The organism is Pseudarthrobacter sp. O4 (genome assembly GCF_050157025.1).
Lineage (GTDB): Bacteria > Actinomycetota > Actinomycetes > Actinomycetales > Micrococcaceae > Arthrobacter.
In genome coordinates this window covers 1,734,782-1,753,852 of the sequence record NZ_CP189591.1, presented here as the reverse complement: position 1 = coordinate 1,753,852, position 19,071 = coordinate 1,734,782, and the positions used below count along the sequence as shown (strand labels likewise).

22 protein-coding genes are annotated in these 19,071 nt (G+C 66.8%); 15 read left to right on the top strand and 7 right to left on the bottom strand.

Annotated features, from left to right (window positions below):
- Positions 1-10: 10 nt before the first annotated feature.
- From ACQCSU_RS08035 to proC, 5 genes are all read left to right on the top strand, one after another.
- Positions 11-463 (top strand): SseB family protein, encoded by a 453-nt coding sequence (locus ACQCSU_RS08035; protein WP_426979218.1) that lies wholly within the window; start codon positions 11-13, stop codon positions 461-463.
- 42 nt (positions 464-505) lie between these two features.
- Positions 506-1,552, top strand: coding sequence for a Ppx/GppA phosphatase family protein (locus ACQCSU_RS08030; RefSeq protein ID WP_426979217.1), 1,047 nt, complete (start codon positions 506-508; stop codon positions 1,550-1,552).
- 111 nt (positions 1,553-1,663) lie between these two features.
- Positions 1,664-2,005, top strand: a complete 342-nt coding sequence (locus tag ACQCSU_RS08025; RefSeq protein ID WP_426979216.1) for a YciI family protein — start codon at positions 1,664-1,666, stop codon at positions 2,003-2,005.
- Between the two features lie 12 nt (positions 2,006-2,017).
- The gene (locus ACQCSU_RS08020) at positions 2,018-3,358 is read left to right on the top strand and encodes an RNA polymerase sigma factor (RefSeq protein ID WP_426979215.1); all 1,341 of its coding nucleotides are present in this window, start codon (positions 2,018-2,020) and stop codon (positions 3,356-3,358) included.
- A 431-nt stretch (positions 3,359-3,789) separates the two neighbouring features.
- On the top strand, positions 3,790-4,623 hold the full coding sequence (gene proC / locus ACQCSU_RS08015) for a pyrroline-5-carboxylate reductase (protein ID WP_426979214.1): 834 nt from the start codon (positions 3,790-3,792) through the stop codon (positions 4,621-4,623).
- 15 nt (positions 4,624-4,638) lie between these two features.
- Here proC and ACQCSU_RS08010 read toward each other — a convergent pair whose 3' ends face one another.
- Positions 4,639-5,277, bottom strand: coding sequence for a potassium channel family protein (locus tag ACQCSU_RS08010; protein WP_426979745.1), 639 nt, complete (start codon positions 5,275-5,277; stop codon positions 4,639-4,641).
- A 40-nt stretch (positions 5,278-5,317) separates the two neighbouring features.
- On the bottom strand, positions 5,318-6,748 hold the full coding sequence (locus tag ACQCSU_RS08005; RefSeq protein WP_426979213.1) for a TrkH family potassium uptake protein: 1,431 nt from the start codon (positions 6,746-6,748) through the stop codon (positions 5,318-5,320).
- Positions 6,749-6,851: 103 nt separating this feature from the next.
- Here ACQCSU_RS08005 and ACQCSU_RS08000 point away from each other — a divergent pair, with 103 nt between their 5' ends.
- Complete coding sequence (locus ACQCSU_RS08000) at positions 6,852-8,075, top strand: acetoin utilization protein AcuC (RefSeq protein WP_426979212.1); 1,224 nt, start codon at positions 6,852-6,854, stop codon at positions 8,073-8,075.
- Positions 8,076-8,153: 78 nt separating this feature from the next.
- Positions 8,154-8,714, top strand: a complete 561-nt coding sequence (locus ACQCSU_RS07995) for an ArsR/SmtB family transcription factor (RefSeq protein ID WP_426979211.1) — start codon at positions 8,154-8,156, stop codon at positions 8,712-8,714.
- Between the two features lie 35 nt (positions 8,715-8,749).
- Here the strand turns inward: ACQCSU_RS07995 and ACQCSU_RS07990 are convergent, their stop codons facing one another.
- A complete protein-coding gene (locus ACQCSU_RS07990) occupies positions 8,750-10,075 on the bottom strand; it encodes an alpha-hydroxy acid oxidase (protein WP_426979210.1) in 1,326 nt (441 codons plus the stop codon).
- 120 nt (positions 10,076-10,195) lie between these two features.
- Between ACQCSU_RS07990 and ACQCSU_RS07985 the strand changes: the two genes are divergently transcribed.
- From ACQCSU_RS07985 to ACQCSU_RS07970, 4 genes are all read left to right on the top strand, one after another.
- Positions 10,196-10,885: a FadR/GntR family transcriptional regulator gene (locus ACQCSU_RS07985; protein WP_426979209.1), complete on the top strand. Its 690-nt coding sequence runs from the start codon at positions 10,196-10,198 to the stop codon at positions 10,883-10,885.
- A gap of 245 nt (positions 10,886-11,130) precedes the next feature.
- On the top strand, positions 11,131-12,243 hold the full coding sequence (locus ACQCSU_RS07980; RefSeq protein ID WP_426979208.1) for a 3-deoxy-7-phosphoheptulonate synthase: 1,113 nt from the start codon (positions 11,131-11,133) through the stop codon (positions 12,241-12,243).
- A gap of 177 nt (positions 12,244-12,420) precedes the next feature.
- Positions 12,421-12,633 (top strand): helix-turn-helix domain-containing protein, encoded by a 213-nt coding sequence (locus tag ACQCSU_RS07975; RefSeq protein ID WP_354244270.1) that lies wholly within the window; start codon positions 12,421-12,423, stop codon positions 12,631-12,633.
- A gap of 191 nt (positions 12,634-12,824) precedes the next feature.
- A complete protein-coding gene (locus ACQCSU_RS07970) occupies positions 12,825-12,923 on the top strand; it encodes a 30S ribosomal protein bS22 (protein ID WP_003792170.1) in 99 nt (32 codons plus the stop codon).
- A gap of 206 nt (positions 12,924-13,129) precedes the next feature.
- On the opposite strand, the gene ACQCSU_RS07965 is transcribed toward ACQCSU_RS07970, so the two are convergent.
- The gene (locus tag ACQCSU_RS07965; RefSeq protein ID WP_426979207.1) at positions 13,130-13,948 is read right to left on the bottom strand and encodes an HAD family hydrolase; all 819 of its coding nucleotides are present in this window, start codon (positions 13,946-13,948) and stop codon (positions 13,130-13,132) included.
- A 108-nt stretch (positions 13,949-14,056) separates the two neighbouring features.
- Here ACQCSU_RS07965 and ACQCSU_RS07960 point away from each other — a divergent pair, with 108 nt between their 5' ends.
- Positions 14,057-14,329, top strand: coding sequence for a glutaredoxin family protein (locus ACQCSU_RS07960; protein ID WP_426979206.1), 273 nt, complete (start codon positions 14,057-14,059; stop codon positions 14,327-14,329).
- A gap of 74 nt (positions 14,330-14,403) precedes the next feature.
- A complete protein-coding gene (locus tag ACQCSU_RS07955; RefSeq protein WP_426979205.1) occupies positions 14,404-15,099 on the top strand; it encodes a redox-sensing transcriptional repressor Rex in 696 nt (231 codons plus the stop codon).
- A gap of 51 nt (positions 15,100-15,150) precedes the next feature.
- Here the strand turns inward: ACQCSU_RS07955 and ACQCSU_RS07950 are convergent, their stop codons facing one another.
- From ACQCSU_RS07950 to ACQCSU_RS07940, 3 genes are all read right to left on the bottom strand, one after another.
- Complete coding sequence (locus tag ACQCSU_RS07950) at positions 15,151-15,912, bottom strand: hypothetical protein (RefSeq protein WP_426979204.1); 762 nt, start codon at positions 15,910-15,912, stop codon at positions 15,151-15,153.
- Between the two features lie 225 nt (positions 15,913-16,137).
- Positions 16,138-16,821: a hypothetical protein gene (locus ACQCSU_RS07945; protein ID WP_426979203.1), complete on the bottom strand. Its 684-nt coding sequence runs from the start codon at positions 16,819-16,821 to the stop codon at positions 16,138-16,140.
- A gap of 210 nt (positions 16,822-17,031) precedes the next feature.
- Complete coding sequence (locus ACQCSU_RS07940) at positions 17,032-17,580, bottom strand: YceI family protein (protein ID WP_426979202.1); 549 nt, start codon at positions 17,578-17,580, stop codon at positions 17,032-17,034.
- Between the two features lie 209 nt (positions 17,581-17,789).
- Between ACQCSU_RS07940 and ACQCSU_RS07935 the strand changes: the two genes are divergently transcribed.
- Both ACQCSU_RS07935 and ACQCSU_RS07930 read left to right on the top strand, forming a co-directional pair.
- Positions 17,790-18,455, top strand: coding sequence for a histidine phosphatase family protein (locus ACQCSU_RS07935; protein WP_426979201.1), 666 nt, complete (start codon positions 17,790-17,792; stop codon positions 18,453-18,455).
- Positions 18,456-18,457: 2 nt separating this feature from the next.
- Positions 18,458-19,069, top strand: a complete 612-nt coding sequence (locus ACQCSU_RS07930; protein ID WP_426979200.1) for a TlpA family protein disulfide reductase — start codon at positions 18,458-18,460, stop codon at positions 19,067-19,069.
- Positions 19,070-19,071 lie beyond the last annotated feature (2 nt).

Genomic DNA, 19,071 nt, shown 5'->3' with positions numbered 1-19,071 from the left:
GAGTAGGAACATGACTGAACAGCCCGATCACCTGGACCTCCAGCCGCTGAACGAACTCGAGGAGGAGCTCGCCCGGGGTGAGCAGCCTGACGCGAACCCGGTGGACGTCATCCTCGCCTTCCTCAACAACGAGGTCTACGTCGTCAGCTCCGACGCGCTCGAAAACCCCGATGCCCAGGTCGAACCGCTCGTGCTCGCGAACTCCGCCGGACAGCCCGTCCTGGCTGTGTTTTCGCACCCGAGCAGGGTCGCCGAGCAGTACCTCGCGGCAGCTCCCAACGTGCTCGGTACGCAGGGCGCCGCGGTCCTCGGCAACCTTGGGGACGAACTCGGCATGGTCATCAACCCCGGTGCCGCCTTCGGTTTCGAAATCGATAAGGAAGGCGTGGCTAACATCCGCCGCGACTTCAAGCCCGCCGAAGACGCGGGAGATGCTCCCGGACAGGACGGCGAGCGGGCCTGATGGCGGTTAGGCCAGCCGCCTCACCGGGGGAATAATGGCAGCATGCGTCTAGGCGTCCTCGATATCGGCTCAAATACCGTCCACCTCCTGCTGGTCGACGCGCATCCGGGCGCACGCCCGGTGCCGTTCGCCTCGCATAAGCGCCCGCTGTCCCTCGTCCAGTTCCTCGACGGCGAAGGCAACATCAACGACGCCGGCCAGCATGAGCTGATCGAGTTTGTCCTCGAAGCGTGGGAATTCGCGGCCAAGCACAAAGCCGACGACCTCCTCGCCTTCTGCACCTCGGCGATCCGCGAGGCCACCAACGGGCCGGCCGTACTGGCCCGCGTTAAGCATGAGACCACCGTGACGCTCCAGGAACTGACCGGCAGCGAGGAAGCGTCGATGACGTTCTTCGCGGTCCGCCGCTGGTACGGCTGGGGCGCCGGACCCATCCTGGACCTTGATATCGGCGGCGGCTCGTTCGAGATGGCGTATGGGCAGGATGAACTCCCCGAACTCGCGATGTCCGTCCCGCTCGGAGCAAGCCGGCTGACCCGGGACTGGCTGCACGAGGACCCGCCCTCGGCCAAGAGCGTCAAGGAACTTCGCCGTTATATCCGGGCCACGCTCAAGCCCGTGGTACGGAACTTCGAGAGGCTGGGCAAGGCCAACCTCGTGGCTGGTACCTCCAAGACCTTCCGCTCGCTGGCCCGCATCGCCGGGGCCGCGCCCAGCGCCGCCGGCCCGTACGTCAAGCGGGAACTGTTTGCCACGGACCTGGGACTCTGGGCGCAGCGCATCTCGGCCATGGAGGTGGAGGACCGGCTGCACCTCCCCGGTGTCTCTGAAGCCCGGGCACCCCAGCTGCTGGCAGGGGCACTCGTGGCGGAAGCCGCCCTCGAGTTGTTCGAGTTCCCGAGCATGGAAATCTGCCCCTGGGCACTGCGTGAAGGACTCATTCTCCGGCGCCTGGACCAGCTGGTCTTCGACCGGCCGCTGGAGCCCGCGCCGCATGTGGGCCTGGCACTGTCCGCCGAGCGGCAGTCCCCGGAAACCCCGTCCGCGGACGTCCGGACTCTGGACTCTCGCGCCGCGGACGTCCGGTGAGCGACGACGTCGAATCCTGATACGGGACGGTGTCGATCCGGACGCACGCCATTCGTTTAGTAGGTGAGAGGCCGGTACGGAGCCGGCCGGATCGTCAAGGAGGACACCACAATGGCACAGTACCTGCTCAGCATTTATCAGCCCGTCGGCCCGGCCCCGGACCCGGAAACCCTGGCGCCTATCATGGCGGATCTTGAGGTCCTGAACCGCGAGATGAAGGCCGCGGGAGTGTGGGTGTTCGCGGCCGGGCTCCATCCCACCGACACAGCCACGGTCGTACGGCGGCAGGGCACCGAGGTGCTGATCACGGACGGCCCGTTCGCCGAGGGGAAAGAGCACCTCGGCGGGTTCACCGTCATCGACGCACCGGACCTCGACGCGGCGCTCGGCTGGGCTGGAAAGCTCGCACGGGCCACCACCCTGCCCATCGAAGTGCGGCCCATCCAACATTAGGCGGCCCACAAGATGGTTGATGCCAGTCAGCCCGCGGAACCGGCCGGAGAGGACATCCGCTCCCCGGAGGCGGACATCGCCCGGGTCTTCCGGCAGGAGTACGGACGGGCAGTGGCGGTCCTGACCGGCATCTTCGGGAGTATCGACATTGCTGAGGATGCTGTCCAGGACGCCTTCACGGCCGCGGTCCAGCGGTGGCCCTCCGGGGGCATGCCGCCAAGCCCGGCCGGCTGGATCATCGCGACGGCCCGGAACCGGGCCATCGACCGGCTGCGGCGGGAAGCCAGCCGGGACAGCCGGCAGGCCCGGGCTGCGCTGCTGCAGGCAGCCCGGACGGGCGACGCCGACGTCGCCTCGCCCGAAGACCAGCTGCTGGACGGATTGGCAGGGGAGGGTGCGGTGCCCGATGACAGGCTGCGGCTGATTTTCACCTGCTGCCACCCGGCACTCAACTCGGCAGTCCGGGTGGCACTGACGCTGCGGCTTCTGGGCGGACTGACGACGGCGGAGATCGCCAGCGCCTTCATGGTTCCGGAGGCCACCATGGCCCAGCGACTGGTCCGGGCCAAAGCGAAAATCCGGGACGCGAGGATCCCCTACCGGGTGCCGCAAGGAGCTGAGCTGCCGGGGCGGCTGCAATCGGTGCTCGCCGTCATCTACCTCATCTTCAACGAAGGCTACAGCCCCAGCTCCGGCGCCGGTCCGATCCGATCGGAGCTGTGCCGGGAGGCAATCAGGCTGTGCCGTCTGCTGGCCGCACTGATGCCGGACGAAGCCGAAGTGAAGGGCCTGCTGGCCCTGATGCTGCTGACCGAATCACGGCGCGCGGCCAGGCTGGACCCCTCGCGTCGGGACGCCGAGGGCGGCCTGGTGCTGTTGGCGGACCAGGACCGGCGGCTGTGGGACGGCAGGCTTATCGCCGAGGGCCAGGAGCTGGTGCGGCAATGCCTGCGGCGTAACCAGCCCGGGGCGTACCAGCTGCAGGCGGCGATCAACGCGGTCCACAGCGACGCCGCCGACGCCGCCGCGACGGACTGGGGGCAGATCCTGCGGCTCTACGATCAGCTGCTCGACGTCGCGCCCGGACCTGTCGTGGCTCTCAACCGGGCCGTCGCAGTAGGCGAACTGGACGGGCCGGAACAGGCGCTGCGGCTGGTCGACGGGCTTGGGCTGGAGAACTACTACCTTTTCCACGCCGTCCGCGCCGACTTCCTGGTACGGCTGCGCCAGTTCGGCGAAGCTGCCGCGGCCTACAGCTCTGCGCTGGAGCTGGCCGGGAACGTCACGGACCGGATATTTCTGGAGGGCCGGCTGCGGGGCCTCGGAGCGGAACCTCCGGGGTTAAACGAGTAAGCGCCGGGCGGCTCCGCAGAAGGAATTAGGGGATCTCTTCTGCGGCCGCCCGGCGCTACTATCATCACTCGCACCTTGGTTGAGGAGGTACTGTCCAAGCTATACGCCGAGCTTGGGTGTTTCAGCAGATTTACCTGTGCATTGGCTGGCAGGCTGATTTCGCTGGCGTCCGTCCCGGAGAGGCGCCGGGAGAGGCGCCAGCCGGGGGCCGCGGCCGAAGTGCGGTTTAACGGCAAAGGCACCGGCTGTTCGCTGCGGGAAAATGGGGGAAACCCGCTGCAAACCACCGGTGCCGGGCAACCATCCGCATGGTTGCCGTATCACTCGCACCCTCAATGAGGTACTTACCAAGGTAGTCCCGCAGTTTGTGAGAACGCTGCGCCGCGGATGTGAGCTGGCTGTGAATCGGGCCGGACTGCAATGATGGGGGCATGAGCAACCGAATCGCATTCCTGGGCTGTGGGTCAATGAACGAGGCAATCATGGGCGGCCTGATCGCCGGCGGCACCGACCCGGCGGACATCGTCGCCACGGTCCGCCGCGCCGTGCGGGCCGCCGAACTTGCCGAACGGCACCACGGCATCACGGCCATCGCCGGCGAGGAAGAGCCGGAGAACAACAAACAGGCGGCCACCGGCTCCGACGTCGTGATCCTGGGTGTTAAGCCCGTGGGCATCGCTGATCTGGCCCGCGAGATCGGCGATTCGCTGGGACCGGACACGATCGTCATCAGCGTCGCCGCCGCCGTGTCGCTCGAGCAGCTGGAAGCGGCCCTGCCGGCCGGCCAGCCCGTGATCCGGTCCATGCCCAACACCCCGGCGAAGCTGGGCCGCGGCGTCGTCTCCGTGTCGCCGGGCACCAACTGCTCCGCCGCGCAGCTCCAGCTGGCCAAGGACCTCCTGGCCGCCGCCGGCACCGTCGTCGAAATCCCCGAAGACCAGGTCGATGCGCTGTCGGCGATCAGCGGCTCAGGCCCGGCCTACGCGTTCTACCTGGCCGAGGCCATGGCCGCCGCCGGCGTGGAACTGGGACTTGACCCTGAACTGTCGCTGCTGATCGCTCGTGAAACCGTCGCAGGGGCCGGCGCCATGCTGGCCGAGCCGGGCGCGGATCCGACGGCGCTCCGCAAGGCAGTCTCGAGCCCCAACGGCACCACCGAACGCGCCATTGCCACCTTTGACGAACGCGGCCTTCCCGCGATTATTGCCGACGGCGCCCGGGCCGCTGCCGCCCGCGCAGCGGAGATCACGAAGCAGCTCGCCTAGCCCCGGGCCGCAGCCTTACGGCCTCGCCGCGAACCGCTCCAGCAGGTCCACGTGGCCCGAAACAATGAGCATGTCCCGGGAGGAGACCTTCGTCTCCGGCCGCGCGTAGGTGAAGTCCTCGCCCGGGGACTTCACGCCCACAATGGTGACGCCGTACTTGGAGCGGACCTTGGATTCGTCCAGGGTGAAGCCCACGGTTTCGCGCGGCGGGTACATTTTCACGATCGCGAAGTCGTCGTCGAACTCGATGAAGTCCAGCATGCGCCCGGAGACCAGGTGTGCGGCGCGGACACCGGCGTCAGCCTCCGGGTAGATGACGTGGTTGGCGCCGATCCGGGTCAGGATCTTGCCGTGCGAAGGGGTGATCGCCTTGACCCAGAGGTGCTCGATCCCGAGGTCCACGAGGTTGACCGTGATCAGCACGGAGGACTCGATCGAAGTGCCCACGCCACAGACGGCGGAACTGAACTCCTGGGCGCCGAGCTGGCGGAGCGCGTCGATGTTGGTGGCATCGGCCTCGACGACGTGGGTCAGGACGCTGGCCCACTTCTGCACCAGGTTCCGGTCGCGTTCAATGGCGAGCACTTCGCGGCCCTGCTTGACCAGCTGCTCGGCGGTGGATGCGCCGAAGCGGCCCAGCCCGATCACCAGCACGGGTGCGTTGTGGGCGGGCCGGTTGACGGCGCCTGAGGAATTAGCCAATGATCGGTCTCTCTTCCGGGTAGTGGTACAGCTGGCTGCGCTGGCGCAGGGCCAGCGCCGCGGCAAGGGTGACGGTCCCGACGCGTCCGGCGAACATCAGGGCGGCGAGGACGTAAACGCCCGAGGGCGGCAGCTCGGCACTGAGGTTGGTGCTCAGCCCGACGGTGGCGAAAGCGGAAATGGTTTCAAACAGCACACGGTCCAAGGACGCGCCGCTGATCTGCAGGAGCAGGAACGCCGAGACGGAGACCAGGGTGGCGCCGGCGACGATGACCGAGATGGCCACCCGCATGGTCCCCTCCGGGATGGTGCGTCCGTAGATCTTCACGTCCGAATCGCCGCGTGCCTCCGCAACGATCGCCAGGAACATTACGGCGATCGTGGTCACCTTGATACCGCCGGCCGTAGATGCCGAACCGCCGCCGGCAAACATCAGGGCATCGGTCAGCAGCATTGTGGTGGAATCCATGTGGTTCTGGTCCACCAGGTTGAAGCCTCCCGAGCGGGTCATCACGGAGGCAAAGAGCGAGTGCGTGATCTTGTCTCCGAGGCTCATGCCGCCGATGGTCCGCATGTTTTCCCACTCCATCAGCCCCCAGAGCACGGTGCCTGCGGCGAGGAGGATGAAGGAGACCTGGATGGTGAGCTTGGTGTGCAGGTTCCACTTCTTCCAGTTCAGGCCGTTCTGCTGGAGGACCATGACCACGGGGAAGCCAAGGCTGCCGAGGAAGACGCCGGTCATGAGCGGGATGAGGATCCACAGGTCGGTCTCATAGGGGACGATACCGTCAGAGTGAGGGGTGAAGCCGGCATTGTTGAACGCCGAAATCGCGTAGAAAATGCCGTGCCAGACGGACTGCCAAAACGGGTCACCCAGGGTCAGGAACCGGGGGACCAGGAGTACCGCGAGGGCTCCCTCGATGACGACGGAGGTGGTGATGACGATCCGGAGCAGGGTACCCACCTCGCCGAGCCGACCGGCGTTCATGGCCTCCTGGGCGATCAGCTTGCCGCGGACTCCGAGTCTCTTGCTGACCATGAGCGAGAGCAGCGACGCCAGGGTAAGGATTCCCAGGCCGCCCACGAAAATGCCGATGAGAATGACGAGCTGGCCGAAGAAGGACCAGTGCGCGGCCGTGGAGACCACGGTCAGCCCGGTGACGCAGACGGCGGACGCCGCGGTGAACAGGGCCTGGTGCAGCGGCGTGGGCTCGCCCGTGGCGGAGGACACCGGGAGTGAGAGCAGCGCGGTGAAAATCAGGATCACCACGGCGAACGTTGTCAGCGCGAGGCGGGCCGGCGACGTGTTCGCGATGTTGTCGATGAAGTCGCGCACGCGGGTGAAGATCCACAGGCCGTCCCGCTCCGGAGTTCCGGGGTGCCAGCTGGCCGGGCTCGTGGACCTCGACTGGCTTTGCGTCATGTGTGGCTTTTCCTCGGTTGAAACTGCTTCCCTCAGTAGTAAACCACTAAACCCCGCGCAATGACGGGGAGTGGGGCCACCACGCTCCGGTAGCCTGTGATTGATGACATACCTGCCCGGACTCGCCCCGACCGCATTGCCGACGACCGTGGTGTGGGACCCGGACATGACCGCCTACAATTTCGGCCACAGCCACCCGATGGCGCCGGAGCGGATGGAGCTCACGGCGCGGCTGGCCGGCAGCCTCGGGCTGCTGGAGCTGGGCCACGTCACCGTCGCTGCACCGGAGGTGGCGTCCGACGAGGAGCTCACCACAGTCCACAGCCCCGGCTTCGTCGCCGCCGTCAGGCGCGTCAGCGCGGATCCCGAAACTCAAGACGTGCAGCGCGGACTCGGCACCGAGGACGACCCTGCGTTTGCCGGCATGCACGAGGCCAGCGCCCGGCTGGCCGGTGGCTCCCTCCTGGCCGCCGCCGCGATCCTGGACGGCAGTGCGGTCCGCGCGGTGAACTTCGGCGGGGGCATGCACCACGCCTCGCGCGAGCGGGCGAGCGGCTTCTGCATCTACAACGACGCCGCCCTCGCCATCCAGCGGCTGCTCGACGGCGGCGTACAGCGGGTCGCATACATCGACGTCGACGCCCACCACGGCGACGGCACGCAAAGCATCTTCTGGGACGATCCCCGGGTCCTGACCATTTCCCTGCACGAGACCGGACTGACACTCTTCCCGGGCACCGGCTTCGCCAACGAGATCGGCGGACCGAACGCCCAGGGCAGCGCCGTGAACGTTGCGCTCCCGGCCGGCACCGGCGACGCCGGCTGGCTCCGCGCCTTCCATGCGGTGGTGCCCCAACTGGTCGGCGCCTTTGAGCCGGAGGTGATCGTCAGCCAGCACGGCTGCGACTCGCACCGGCTGGATCCGCTGACCCACCTGAACATCAGCGTGGACGGCCAGCGCGAGGCGGCCACCGCCGTCGGTAATCTCGCGGCACGGTACTGCGACAACCGATGGATCTCCACCGGCGGCGGCGGCTACAACGTCATCAGCGTGGTCCCGCGGTCCTGGAGCCACCTGATCGCGATCGCGGCCGGCAGGCCCATCCCGCTCCGCACCCCGGTCCCGGAGGACTGGCGCCGCTACGTGCGGGAGAAATACGGGGCGAAGTACGGCGTGGAACCGCCCGAGTCCATGGGGGACGACGTCGACCTGTGGTGGCGCTCCTGGGAGGTCGGCTTCGACCCTAACGACGAAGTGGACCGCACCGTGATGGCGACCCGCAAGGAAGTGTTTCCGCTCTACGGGCTGGACCCCTGGTTCGACTGACGGGTCCGGCACGCTCCCGGCAGCGGGCCGCGGAAATAGTGGATGCCATCCGGCGTATATGTCGCTAGTGTGGAGGGCATGGTGACAGACGACGTATTTGCCGTCATTGCCGAGGCAACCCGGCGTGACATTCTGATGGCCCTCCGCAAGGGGGACAAGGCAGTGGGGGAACTGGTCCAGGAGCTTGCGGCAAGCCAGCCCACCATTTCCAAACATCTCAAAGTTCTCCGCGAAGCGGATCTCGTAAGCATGCGCGCCCAGGGCCAGAAGCGGTACTACGCCCTGAACTCCAAACCCCTGGCCGGCATCGCCAGTTGGCTGGAGACGTTCGACGTCGGCACCACGGCAACGCCTGAGGCGGCACCGGTGAGGGTCCCCGAGGTCCGGCCCCAGCCCGGCCCGGACAGCCTGGCTGCTGCCGCGGCCGCGACAGTTGCTGTCACTGCTGCGCCGCAGCCGGTCGCCGCCGCCCTGGCCGGCCGCACCGCCGACAGCCCGCTGAGTCCGGCCGTTGTTCTCCCCGTCGGCCCGGCTGGCGAGGACAGAATGCCGCAACAGATCGGTCGCACCGTCGGCCGCGCAGCGACGAAGGCCGCCGACCTGCTGGCCAACCTGCCAAAATTCGGCCGGAAGAAGTAACCCTCGGGTGGGCTTTTCGGAACGGGGTCAGCGGGCTACTTGCCGAGCAGCCGGACGTGGTCCGGGTTCAGCTCTGAGATCCGGCTGACGCCCAGCAGGGCCATGGTGCGGAGCATGTCCGTCTCCAGGATCTGGATCGCCCGGTCCACGCCGGCCCGGCCGCCGGCCATGAGCCCGTACAGGTAGGCCCGGCCGATCAGCGTGAAGTCCGCGCCGAGGGCCAGGGCGGCGATGATGTCCGCGCCGCTCATGATGCCGGTGTCCAGGATGATGGCGGCGTCGCTGTTGTCCGCCTTGAACGCGGCGGAAACCTCGGGCAGCAGGTGGAACGGGATCGGGGCGCGGTCCAGCTGGCGTCCGCCGTGGTTGGACAGGATGATGCCGTCCGCACCGTGGTCCACCACCTTGCGGGCGTCGTCCACGGTCTGGATACCCTTGACCACCAGCTTGCCCTTCCACGTTTCACGCAGCCAGTCGAGGTCGTCGAAGGTGAGCGTCGGATCGAACATGGAGTTGATGAGGTCCGCCACGGTCCCGGTGTAGCGCGAGAGCGACGCGAACGTCAGCGGCTCGTGGGTAAGGAAGTTGAACCACCACGCCGGGCGGTAGGACGCATCCAGCACGGTCTTGATGGTGAGCGCGGGCGGGATGGTCATGCCGTTGCGGACATCGCGGAGGCGGGCGCCGGCGACGGCGGTGTCCACGGTGACCATGAGTGTGTCGTTGCCGGCCTTGGCGGCGCGTTCGATAAGTTCAAGGGAACGGTCCCGGTCCGTCCACAGGTAGAGCTGGAACCAGTTCCGGCCGTCGGGTGCGGCGGCGGCGACGTCCTCGATGGACGCCGTACCCATCGTGGAGAGCGTGTACGGGATGCCGGCCGCCGCGGCGGCCCGGGAACCGGCGTACTCGCCCTCGGACTGCATCATCCGGGTAAAGCCCGTGGGCGCGATCCCCACCGGCAGCCTGGACGGCCGGCCCAGGATCTCGGTGCCGAGGTCGACGCTCGAGACATCCCGCAGGATGCCGGGCCGGAACTCGATGTCCAGGAACGCCTGGCGCGCCCGGCGCAGCGTGATTTCGGCTTCGGCGGCACCGTCGGTGTAGTCGAACGGGGCCTGCGGCGTGCGGCGCTTGGCCATGTCACGCAGATCCCAGATGGTGCTGGCGCGACGGAGCTTCGCAGCGCGGCTGAATTCGGGCTTCTTGAACTGCATCAGCGGAGCGAGGTCCGAGTACTTCGGAACGCGTCGCTTCAGTGCCGCCGGAATGGTCCCGGCCCCACCGGCGGTGCGGCTGGACGGCCTGGTGCCTGCCGGCGTGCGGGGCGCCTCGGGGTTGCCGGGCTCGATCGTCTGCGTCATTGCTGCCTCCGGGCAGGTCTCGTGTTCCTGGATGGTTCGGTTCCCCGGCGAAACGTCACCGGGGTGTGGTCCAACCACAGTCTAGGCGTGTGGTCCAACCACATCAAGTACGATTGGCCCATGCGCACCCACCAGCTTGTCGTGCAATGGATCGAGGGGCAGCTCTCCAATGGTCAGCTTGCCCTGGGTGGACGGCTTCCGGCCGAGCGCTCGCTTGCAGAGCAGCTCAAGGTCTCCCGCACCTCCGTCCGCGAGGCCATCCGGGTCCTTGAGGCCATGGGCGTGCTCCGCGCCGGCGTAGGTTCCGGACCGGACGCGGGGACCGTGGTCATCGCCGACCCGACCGCGGCCCTCGGCTCCGCGCTCCGCCTGCACGTGGCCACCTCGCACCTGCCCGTAAACGACATCGTGGAGACGCGGGTGCTGCTGGAATCCTGGGCCGCTTCCCGGGCCCGGCCGGAGTCGCCCGCGCTCGTCGAGGCGGCACGGCTGCTGGAACAGATGGACACCTGCGCCGACACCGAGGCGTTCCTCTCCCTGGACGTCCGTTTCCATCTGGCGTTGGCGGATGCCGCGGGAAACGCTGTGGTCAGCGCCATGATGGGTTCCCTCCGCGAAGCCATCCAGGACTATGCCGGCCGGCTCACCGGCAACCTTCCGGACTGGAACGCCACCGCGGCCCGGCTCCGTGCGGAACATCGGGACATTCTTTCGGCCATCACCAACCACGACGGCGGCCGCGCCGCGCAGCTGGTGGCGGACCACATCGAGGGCTACTACGCGGAGGCCGGGCTGGGCTCCGCCGGCTGATCCCGCAGGCTGCGATTGAATGTTACGTGCCGGATTTTGCCGCGGAGGCAACTCCACGGCTATGGTCGGGGTTATGACAAACCGTTGGTATGCGTATTTTTCGTTGGCTCTGGAGGGGCCCGCGTCTAACTGACACGTCCAACCTTCCTTCAGAGCCAACAGGGCAGAGATCATTCTCTGCCCTTCGCCATTTCTCGGCGGGTTCTGATCAGGGCCCGCTCCGCACCCCGGAACAGGACCCGAACATGAGCATCGAAGCAGCCCACGAATCCCAGCAGTCCACCTCCAATCTCCGCGTCAGCGAGTTCACCCCGCTGCCCTCCCCGCAGGCCGTGATGGCTGAACTGCCGCTGGACACCCGCACCGCCGACGTCGTCGGCCGCGGCCGGGACGAGGTCCGGGCCATCATGGACGGCGTCGATGACCGCCTGCTGGTGATCGTCGGACCCTGCTCCATCCACGACCCCAGGGCCGGGCTGGAGTACGCCCGCCGGCTGGTCAGCCAGGCCGAGAAGCACCGGGAAGACCTGCTGATCGTGATGCGCACGTACTTCGAGAAGCCCCGCACCACGGTGGGCTGGAAGGGCCTGATCAACGATCCCCGGCTCGACGGCAGCCACGACATCGCCGCCGGGCTGCGTGCGGCCCGCCGGTTCCTGCAGCAGGTCACGGCCCTCGGCCTGCCCACCGCCACCGAATTCCTCGAGCCGATCAGCCCCCAGTACATGGCGGACCTCGTCTCCTGGGGAGCCATCGGGGCGCGCACCACGGAAAGCCAGATCCACCGGCAGCTCGCCTCCGGGCTGTCCATGCCGATCGGCTTCAAGAACGGGACCGACGGCGACCTCCAGGTCGCCCTGGACGCGTGCAGCGCCGCCGGTGCGGCCCAGGCATTCCTCGGGATCGACGGCGAGGGCCGGGCCGCGCTCGTCTCCACCGCCGGCAATCCCGACGCCCACATCATCCTTCGTGGTGGACGCAAGGGCCCCAACTACTCCGCCGCCGACGTCGAGGCCGCCTCCGCCACGCTTGCCGCGCGGCTGTTGAATCCGCGACTGATCGTGGACGCGAGCCACGCCAACAGCGGCAAGAACCACCACCGCCAGGCCGAGGTGGCTCTGGAGATCGGTTCCCAGCTGGAGAACGCGGGACCGTCGGCAGGGGCCATTGCCGGCGTCATGCTGGAGAGCTTCCTCGTCGGAGGGGCGCAGAACCTCGACGTCGCGGCGCATGCGGCAGGGAGTGACGGACTGGTCTACGGCCAGAGTGTCACGGATGCCTGCATGGACTGGGACGTGACGGTATCGGTCCTCGGGCAGCTGGCTGCGTCGGCCCGGATACGTCGCACGAAGGGGTAGGGCCCTGCAATCTTTGCCGTTATCCTGCGGAAAGTCCGTAGGGTTTCCTGCGAAACCTTTCACATTGGCACCACGAGCACCTAGAGTTACTAACACATGGTTGTTAGATGGCTCAGCATCGGCACACCGCCATGTCATTCAGATGGGCTGCCGTTCGCTTGAGTAAAAGGAATAGAGATGTCTCCGGAGGCAAACTTCTCCAACGCACGCTTCTTGACCGTGGCCGAAGTCGCGGAACTAATGCGAGTGTCGAAAATGACCGTGTATCGTCTCGTTCACTCCGGCGAGATGCCCGCTGTCCGTTTCGGCCGCTCGTATCGGGTGCCGGAAAACGCCGTCGAAAAGTACCTCAAGGGTGCCGTGGTCGACGGACATACGGAAACCGCCTGAGTCTTATTGAATCGAATACCCGGCCGCGGGCGCTGTACCGGGGCTGCGGTCGTGGTGTGCCCCGGATAGGCGGTACCCTGTTAAGGAACGTTTTACGTCATTGTAAGAACCTGTCAGTTGTACAGTCTGCTGCTTAGCCCGCGGACCCTTCCCAACAGGCAGGTACTACATCTAGCCGGTAAGGAACTTTCGTGGGTTCAGTTATTAAGAAGCGTCGCAAGCGTATGGCCAAGAAGAAGCACCGCAAACTGCTTCGCAAGACGCGCCACCAGCGCCGCAATAAGAAGTAGCAATACTTCGACTGCGTGAGATGCCCGTTGCCTTCCAGGCGGCGGGCATTTTCTTTTGCGTTTTTCGCTGCGAATCCGGGCGCACGCGGCCAGATCCGGGCGCAGGCGGCCGGGATCCACACCGCCGCCGACCGGATCCGTAGCGCCGGATGGGATAGGCAGCGCCAGAGCGGCGCAGTTGAGGGCGCAGTTGGGAAAGAGCGTGGTCAGCGCGTGGGGCCGCGGAAGCGGGAGAAGCCCCGCCAGAGGCCGTAGATCGCCCCTCCGACCGTGGCAGCCTTGAGGCCCAGTGTGGCGGCCCGTCGTCCGGAGCGGAAATCGTAGACCGGCCAGTTGTGCTCGCGGGCATGGCGGCGCAGCCGGGAGTCAGGGTTGATGGCCACGGGGTGCCCCACCATGCTCAGCAGCGGAATGTCATTGTGCGAATCGCTGTAAGCCCAGCACCGGTTGAGGTCCAGGCCTTCGGCCCGGGCGATCTCGAGGACGGCCACGGCCTTGGCCGGGCCATGCAGGATATCGCCCACCAGCCGGCCGGTGTACGAGCCATCCAGAATCTCGCCGACAGTGCCAAGGGCTCCCGTGAGTCCCAGCCGGGAGGCGATCACTGTGGCGACCTCGATCGGTGTCGCTGTCACGAGCCAGACCCGGCGGCCCACCCTGAGGTGCTGTTCGGCCAGGGCCTTGGCTCCCGGCCAGATCCGGGATTCGATCATTTCGTCGTAGACTTCTTCGCCGAGCGCCTCGACGTCTTCGACCGTGAAACCGGACGCCAGCGTCAGGGCGGAGTCGCGGACGGCGTGCACGTCGTCCATGTTTTCGCCGCGCAGCACGAACATGAGCTGCTTCCAGGCGAACCCGGCCGCCTGGGGAATGGTGAAGGCCCCGCGCTGGTGCATCTTGCGGGCCACATGGAACAGGCTGGCGCCCTTCATGAGGGTGTTGTCGACGTCGAAAAAGGCGGCTTCGCCGTGCTGCGATGATGCAACAGGCTGCGTGGCCACAGCGACGTACTTCTCCTCAGGCATACATCGAGTCTAGTCAATGCCGCGGCGGGCTCCCGTCGCGCGGATCGAGGACGGGGCAGTAAGTGCCGCGCTTCGACGCCGGCTGGCCGGCCGGGCTACCGTGGAACCATGCCCAAGCCTGCGCCCCTCCCCGATGTCGTTCTGATCACCAAAGCTGACTGCCACCTCTGCGCCGAGGCGCGCGCCGCCGTCGGGCGCGTCACCGCCGCCCTGGGGATCGGCTGGACGGAGCAATCGGTGGATGACGATGCGGCGTTGCGTGAGCGCTTCGCGGAGGAGATCCCCGTGGTGCTGGTCGACGGCGTCCAGCGCGACTTCTGGAAGATCGATGAAGTCCGCCTGGCCCGGACCCTGCGGCGGGTGCTGGACACGCAGCCCTGAGACGCGACTGCTTTGTTGGCTGAACTGCGGGGGCTTTAGAGTGGGAACCACAACGCGACGCAATGGAGCAGATAGTGACTTCGCTGGATTCATCCCCCGAGGCTGTGCCCGGGGGAGCCGGGACTGCCGCCAAGCAGATTCCGCCCGCGGCCGTGGCACGGCTGACGATCTATCTGCGCGCCCTCACGACGTTGCTGGCCGATGGTGTGGACCGCGTCTCCTCCGAGTCCCTGGCCGAGGCGTCCGGCGTCAGTCCGTCGACCCTCCGCAAGGACCTGTCCTACGTGGGGTCATATGGAACGCGCGGCGTGGGCTACGAGGTTCAATACCTGAACCGGAATATTGCCGCCGCCCTGGGACTGACGCATGACTGGAAGGTCGCGATTGTCGGGGCCGGCAACCTGGGCAAGGCCCTTGCCCGGTACGGCGGCTTTGAATCCCGCGGATTCGCCATTGTGGCGATTTTCGATGCCGACCAGATGGTGGTGGGCAGCGAGGTGGGTTGGCTGCGGGTCAGCGACGCGGCAGACCTCGAGCCGGTCCTGCAGCGGACCGGCGCCAATATGGTGGTCCTGGCTCTTCCGGCCGCGGTGGCGCAGAGCGTGTGCGACCGTGTCATTGCCGCCGGTGTGCGGAGCATCCTCAGTTTTGCCCCGGTGATGCTGCAGGTTCCGCCCGGAGTCAACCTCCGCAAGGTGGACATGGCAACCGAGCTCCAGATCCTCGCCTACCATGCACAAAGGGCGCAGGATCCGGAAGATGCCGTCTAGTTTCAGCCAATCTTTCCGGTTCCCGTGCCCTGGGCGCTGGTGCCTTGCGGACTATTTACCGAACGGGTTGCCAGGCTGCCCGTAGGGATTTGCGAAAGGCTGGTGCTTTCGGAAGTAAGGGGACGTCGCCGGCAGATACAGCATCACGATTGCCGCAATGCCGGCAAGCACTGCCAGGGTGCCGATGCTCAGCGGGAAGAGGCTGACAATCGAGAGTGCGGCGAGGACCGTGCCCAGGATGCGCGCCCAGTTCTTACCCTTGCGGACGTTGAAGGCAACGAGGGCATATAAGCCGGCACTGATCACGGCGAAGACCACAATGGTGCCGACCAGGATGGGCTTGATCTCGCTGAAGTTGACCTGGGCGCCGCCTGCCGCCATCTGCTCTTCGAACATGTTCCGCACCGCCGGGGTGTCCAGCGTGAAGATGGCCAGCAGGAGCGAGAGCAGCCACACCGCTCCGGAGGCGACGATCAGCCAGAAGGCAGTGTTGACGAGCTTGGGCACACCGCCGGGCGCCTGCTGCTGGCCGGCGGGGTACTGGGCGTAGGGGGACTGGCCGTACTGCGGTGCCCCGTAGCCGGGGGCCTGCTGGCCGTACTGCGGTGCCCCGTAGCCGGGGGCCTGCTGGCCGTACTGCGGTGCCCCGTAGCCGGGGGCCTGCTGGCCGTACTGCGGCTCGTTCTGGCCGTATTGCGGGGCCGGGGGTGCCTGCTGGCCGTACTGCGGCTCGTTCTGGCCGTAGCCGGGCGCCGGCTGATCGCCCGGGGCGGGGCCGTCCGGGTTTGACGGCGGGACTGGAGGAATACTCATGGTCGGTCCTTTGTGTGTCGAACTGGATCGGCTACCGGGACCAGTAATCCTGCCCTGCCCCCAGCATGGTCTAGTTCAACCGTACAGCGGGCGGGCCGCCGTGCGGATCATTCCGGAGAGGTATTCTCAGCCCCGTTTCGACGGCGGACTCCGGCCGCTGGGAGGCCGCGGCGGGGCGGGCACGCCGCCGCGGCCTCCCGCTGCGTGCTCTTGCCGGACGGCGGGTCAGACGCGGCCCCGCAGTGACGCGAACCAGGCCTGTGAATTGGGCAGCCACATCAATACGGTGGCCGCGAGGCTGATGATGAAGCCCGGCCAACTGCTGCCGTTCCGGCCGTCCGCGGCGCTGGCGCTGATGATGGCCAGCAGCAGGGACACTCCGGCAACGATGGTGAGGGCGAAGCGGGCCCATTCCCGGCCTTCCTTCATCTTCATGGCCAGGATGATCTGGGCGGCGGCCAGCGCGAGTGCCACCAGCACCAGTAGAAGTACTACAATGCCAATGCCTGGAACGACGGCCAGAAGGACGAAGGACCCGAACAGGCCGACAACGCCTCCCAGCAGGCCAAGGAGGCCTCCGATCAGCCAGACCCAGTAGGACACCTTCAACTCGGTCGGCATTCCCGTGACGCTGAACATGCTGGAGAAGCCGCCCCGGGGCATGACATCGTTGAAGTTCCGGGGCCTGTCGGTGGGCATCTCGAAGCGGAAACCTCCAGGGGACGCAGGCTGCTGCGGCGGCTGGTAGGGCTGCAGCCCCGGCGGCTGGTACGGCTGCGGCGGCTGGTAGCCCTGCGCGGCCGGGGGGCTGGCCAGGGGTGGTTCGGAACTGGTCGGCGGAACATTGCTGGGCGGCGGAGGCTGGGCACCCGGCTGCTGCGGCGGGGGTACCTCATTGGGGTTGCTCATGGCTCTCACTGTAGACCGCGAATCAGCCGTAATCTAGGGAATTTCAGCCCGTTGCGGACCATGCCGGAAGTCGGTTGGGCGGGTCCGCCAAAGCGCTGGCGGAAGCCGGACCAAGGCAGTGGCGGAAGCCGGCGCCGGGGCATCGCCCGGCTTAAACACAGCACCCCGCCCCATCCCAGGGATGAAGCGGGGTGCGGCTGCAGGCGTTGACTATGCTGCGGGGGCGATGAAAGCCAGTTCGAGGTTGACGGCAACCTTGTCGCTGACCAGCACGCCGCCGGCGTCCAGGACTGCGTTCCAGGTCAGGCCGAAGTCCTTGCGGCTGATAATGGTTTCGGCGGACAGGCCGGCGCGGGTCAGGCCGAACGGGTCGACAGCTACACCGTTGAACTCGGTCTCGAGGGCCACCGGGCGGGTAACACCCTTGATGGTGAGTTCGCCCTGGAGTTCGTAGGCGTCACCCTTGGGGACGATGTTGTTGGAGACGAAGGAGATTTCCGGGAACTTTTCGACGTCGAAGAAGTCTTCGCCGCGGACGTGGCCGTCGCGGTTGACGTCGCCGGAGTCGAAGCTCGCCGTCTTGATGGTGGCATTCACCTTGGAGTCGGCGACGTTCTCGGCGAGGTCCAGGGTGGCTTCGGCGTCCTTGAACTGGCCGCGGACCTTGCTGATGCCCGCGTGGCGGACGGTGAAGGCAATCTCGCTGTGCGAGTTGTCGAGGGTCCAGGTGCCGGTGGTGATGTTGGCGGGAAGTGCCATGGTGTTCTCCTTGAGTCGGGTGGGTCGTGCACTAAGTCTGATCGTCACTTGAACCTCATTTGTTGAAGTCTCAACTAACTGCTTCACCCAGTATAAACATGCATTTGCATCTTTTATTCCAACCCTGGGGAACATTTTTCAAAACACTTGAGTTCTACTTCTTGTAGAAGATTTCGTCATTGCCCCTGCCCTTTGAGAAACTGGTACACATGCCCCAAGCCACTGTTCATTTGCTCCGCCACGGCGAGGTCAACAATCCCGACGGCATCCTGTATGGAAGGCTGCCGGAGTTCCACCTATCCGAGCTCGGCCGGGAGATGGCCCGGACGCTGGCGGAGCACTTCAGGGAGCGGTCCGCGCAGGGGGCGAACATAGTCCATCTGGCAGCCTCTCCGCTGATCCGCGCGCAGGAGACGGCACAGCCCATCTCCGAGGCGCTCAGCCTCGAGATCACCACCGATGCGCGGATCATCGAGGCCGCCAACTACTTCGAGGGGCTCCACGTCAGCAAGGCGGAAATCCTGAAGCCGAAGCACTGGCCGATGCTGCGCAACCCGTTCCGGCCCTCCTGGGGCGAGCCATACAAGGACCAGGCCGCCCGGGTCATCGCCGCCGTCCAGGACGCACGGTTGCGGGCCATCGAACTCGGCGGCGACGGCGCCGAAGCCATCCTTGTCAGCCATCAGCTGCCCATCTGGGCCACCCGGCTCAGCGCCGAAGGCAGGCCCCTCTGGCACGACCCACGCAAGCGGGAATGCACCCTTACCTCGGTCACGTCGCTGGTGTTCGACGACGCCGGCAGCCTTGTGCGCGTTGAGTACAGCGAGCCCGCAGCCGCCCTCCTGCCCGGTGCGTCCAGCACCCCGGGAGCCTGAGCATGAGCGACCGGAACGGACCACTCTCTCGCCGCAGCGTCCTGACAGCAGGCGGTGCGGCGCTCGCCGTCGTGCTGGGGCTCTCCGGCTGCGCCCAGGAAGATGCCTTGGCGAAGCAGGCCAAGGCCGGCGACAACAAGAACTACGTGGCCGGTGACGGTTCGGTGACGGAGTTCGCCGTCGCGGACCGGAAGACCCCGGTCGGTTTCAAGGGGACGCTCTTTGACGGCACGGCCGTCGCGCCGGAGGACTTCCAGGGCAAAGTCACCGTGCTCAACTTCTGGTTCGCCGCCTGCGCCCCGTGCCGGGTGGAAGCGCCCTCGCTGGAGGCCCTGCACCAGGAGTTCAAGGACCAGGGTGTGCAGTTCTATGGTGTAAACCTCCGTGACGAGAAGGCCACCGCGGATGCGTTCGACAAGACGTTCAACCTCACCTACCCGAGCTTCAACGACAAGGACGGCGCCGTGCTTTTGGCCGTGTCCGGACTCGTGCCGCCAGGAGCCGTCCCCACCACGCTGGTGCTGGACAAGCAGGGCCGGGTAGCTTCCCGTGTCCTCGGCGAAATCCAGAGGGGGACCCTCAAGTCCCTCATTGCCGCTGCCGTGGCCGAGTAGCG

What these genes read in the sequence shown, in the direction of transcription:
- ACQCSU_RS07995 (WP_426979211.1), top strand. Translation starts at nt 8,154, where the DNA reads ATGGTGACAGACGACGTATTTGCCGTCATTGCCGAGGCAACCCGGCGT.
- proC (WP_426979214.1), top strand. Translation starts at nt 3,790, where the DNA reads ATGAGCAACCGAATCGCATTCCTGGGCTGTGGGTCAATGAACGAGGCA.
- ACQCSU_RS08025 (WP_426979216.1), top strand. Translation starts at nt 1,664, where the DNA reads ATGGCACAGTACCTGCTCAGCATTTATCAGCCCGTCGGCCCGGCCCCG.
- ACQCSU_RS07945 (WP_426979203.1), bottom strand. Translation starts at nt 16,821, where the DNA reads ATGAGCAACCCCAATGAGGTACCCCCGCCGCAGCAGCCGGGTGCCCAG.
- ACQCSU_RS07940 (WP_426979202.1), bottom strand. Translation starts at nt 17,580, where the DNA reads ATGGCACTTCCCGCCAACATCACCACCGGCACCTGGACCCTCGACAAC.
- ACQCSU_RS08005 (WP_426979213.1), bottom strand. Translation starts at nt 6,748, where the DNA reads ATGACGCAAAGCCAGTCGAGGTCCACGAGCCCGGCCAGCTGGCACCCC.
- ACQCSU_RS08035 (WP_426979218.1), top strand. Translation starts at nt 11, where the DNA reads ATGACTGAACAGCCCGATCACCTGGACCTCCAGCCGCTGAACGAACTC.
- ACQCSU_RS07980 (WP_426979208.1), top strand. Translation starts at nt 11,131, where the DNA reads ATGAGCATCGAAGCAGCCCACGAATCCCAGCAGTCCACCTCCAATCTC.
- ACQCSU_RS07960 (WP_426979206.1), top strand. Translation starts at nt 14,057, where the DNA reads ATGCCCAAGCCTGCGCCCCTCCCCGATGTCGTTCTGATCACCAAAGCT.
- ACQCSU_RS07965 (WP_426979207.1), bottom strand. Translation starts at nt 13,948, where the DNA reads ATGCCTGAGGAGAAGTACGTCGCTGTGGCCACGCAGCCTGTTGCATCA.
- ACQCSU_RS08000 (WP_426979212.1), top strand. Translation starts at nt 6,852, where the DNA reads ATGACATACCTGCCCGGACTCGCCCCGACCGCATTGCCGACGACCGTG.
- ACQCSU_RS07935 (WP_426979201.1), top strand. Translation starts at nt 17,790, where the DNA reads ATGCCCCAAGCCACTGTTCATTTGCTCCGCCACGGCGAGGTCAACAAT.
- ACQCSU_RS07985 (WP_426979209.1), top strand. Translation starts at nt 10,196, where the DNA reads ATGCGCACCCACCAGCTTGTCGTGCAATGGATCGAGGGGCAGCTCTCC.
- ACQCSU_RS07975 (WP_354244270.1), top strand. Translation starts at nt 12,421, where the DNA reads ATGTCTCCGGAGGCAAACTTCTCCAACGCACGCTTCTTGACCGTGGCC.
- ACQCSU_RS07930 (WP_426979200.1), top strand. Translation starts at nt 18,458, where the DNA reads ATGAGCGACCGGAACGGACCACTCTCTCGCCGCAGCGTCCTGACAGCA.
- ACQCSU_RS08020 (WP_426979215.1), top strand. Translation starts at nt 2,018, where the DNA reads ATGGTTGATGCCAGTCAGCCCGCGGAACCGGCCGGAGAGGACATCCGC.
- ACQCSU_RS07990 (WP_426979210.1), bottom strand. Translation starts at nt 10,075, where the DNA reads ATGACGCAGACGATCGAGCCCGGCAACCCCGAGGCGCCCCGCACGCCG.
- ACQCSU_RS07950 (WP_426979204.1), bottom strand. Translation starts at nt 15,912, where the DNA reads ATGAGTATTCCTCCAGTCCCGCCGTCAAACCCGGACGGCCCCGCCCCG.
- ACQCSU_RS08030 (WP_426979217.1), top strand. Translation starts at nt 506, where the DNA reads ATGCGTCTAGGCGTCCTCGATATCGGCTCAAATACCGTCCACCTCCTG.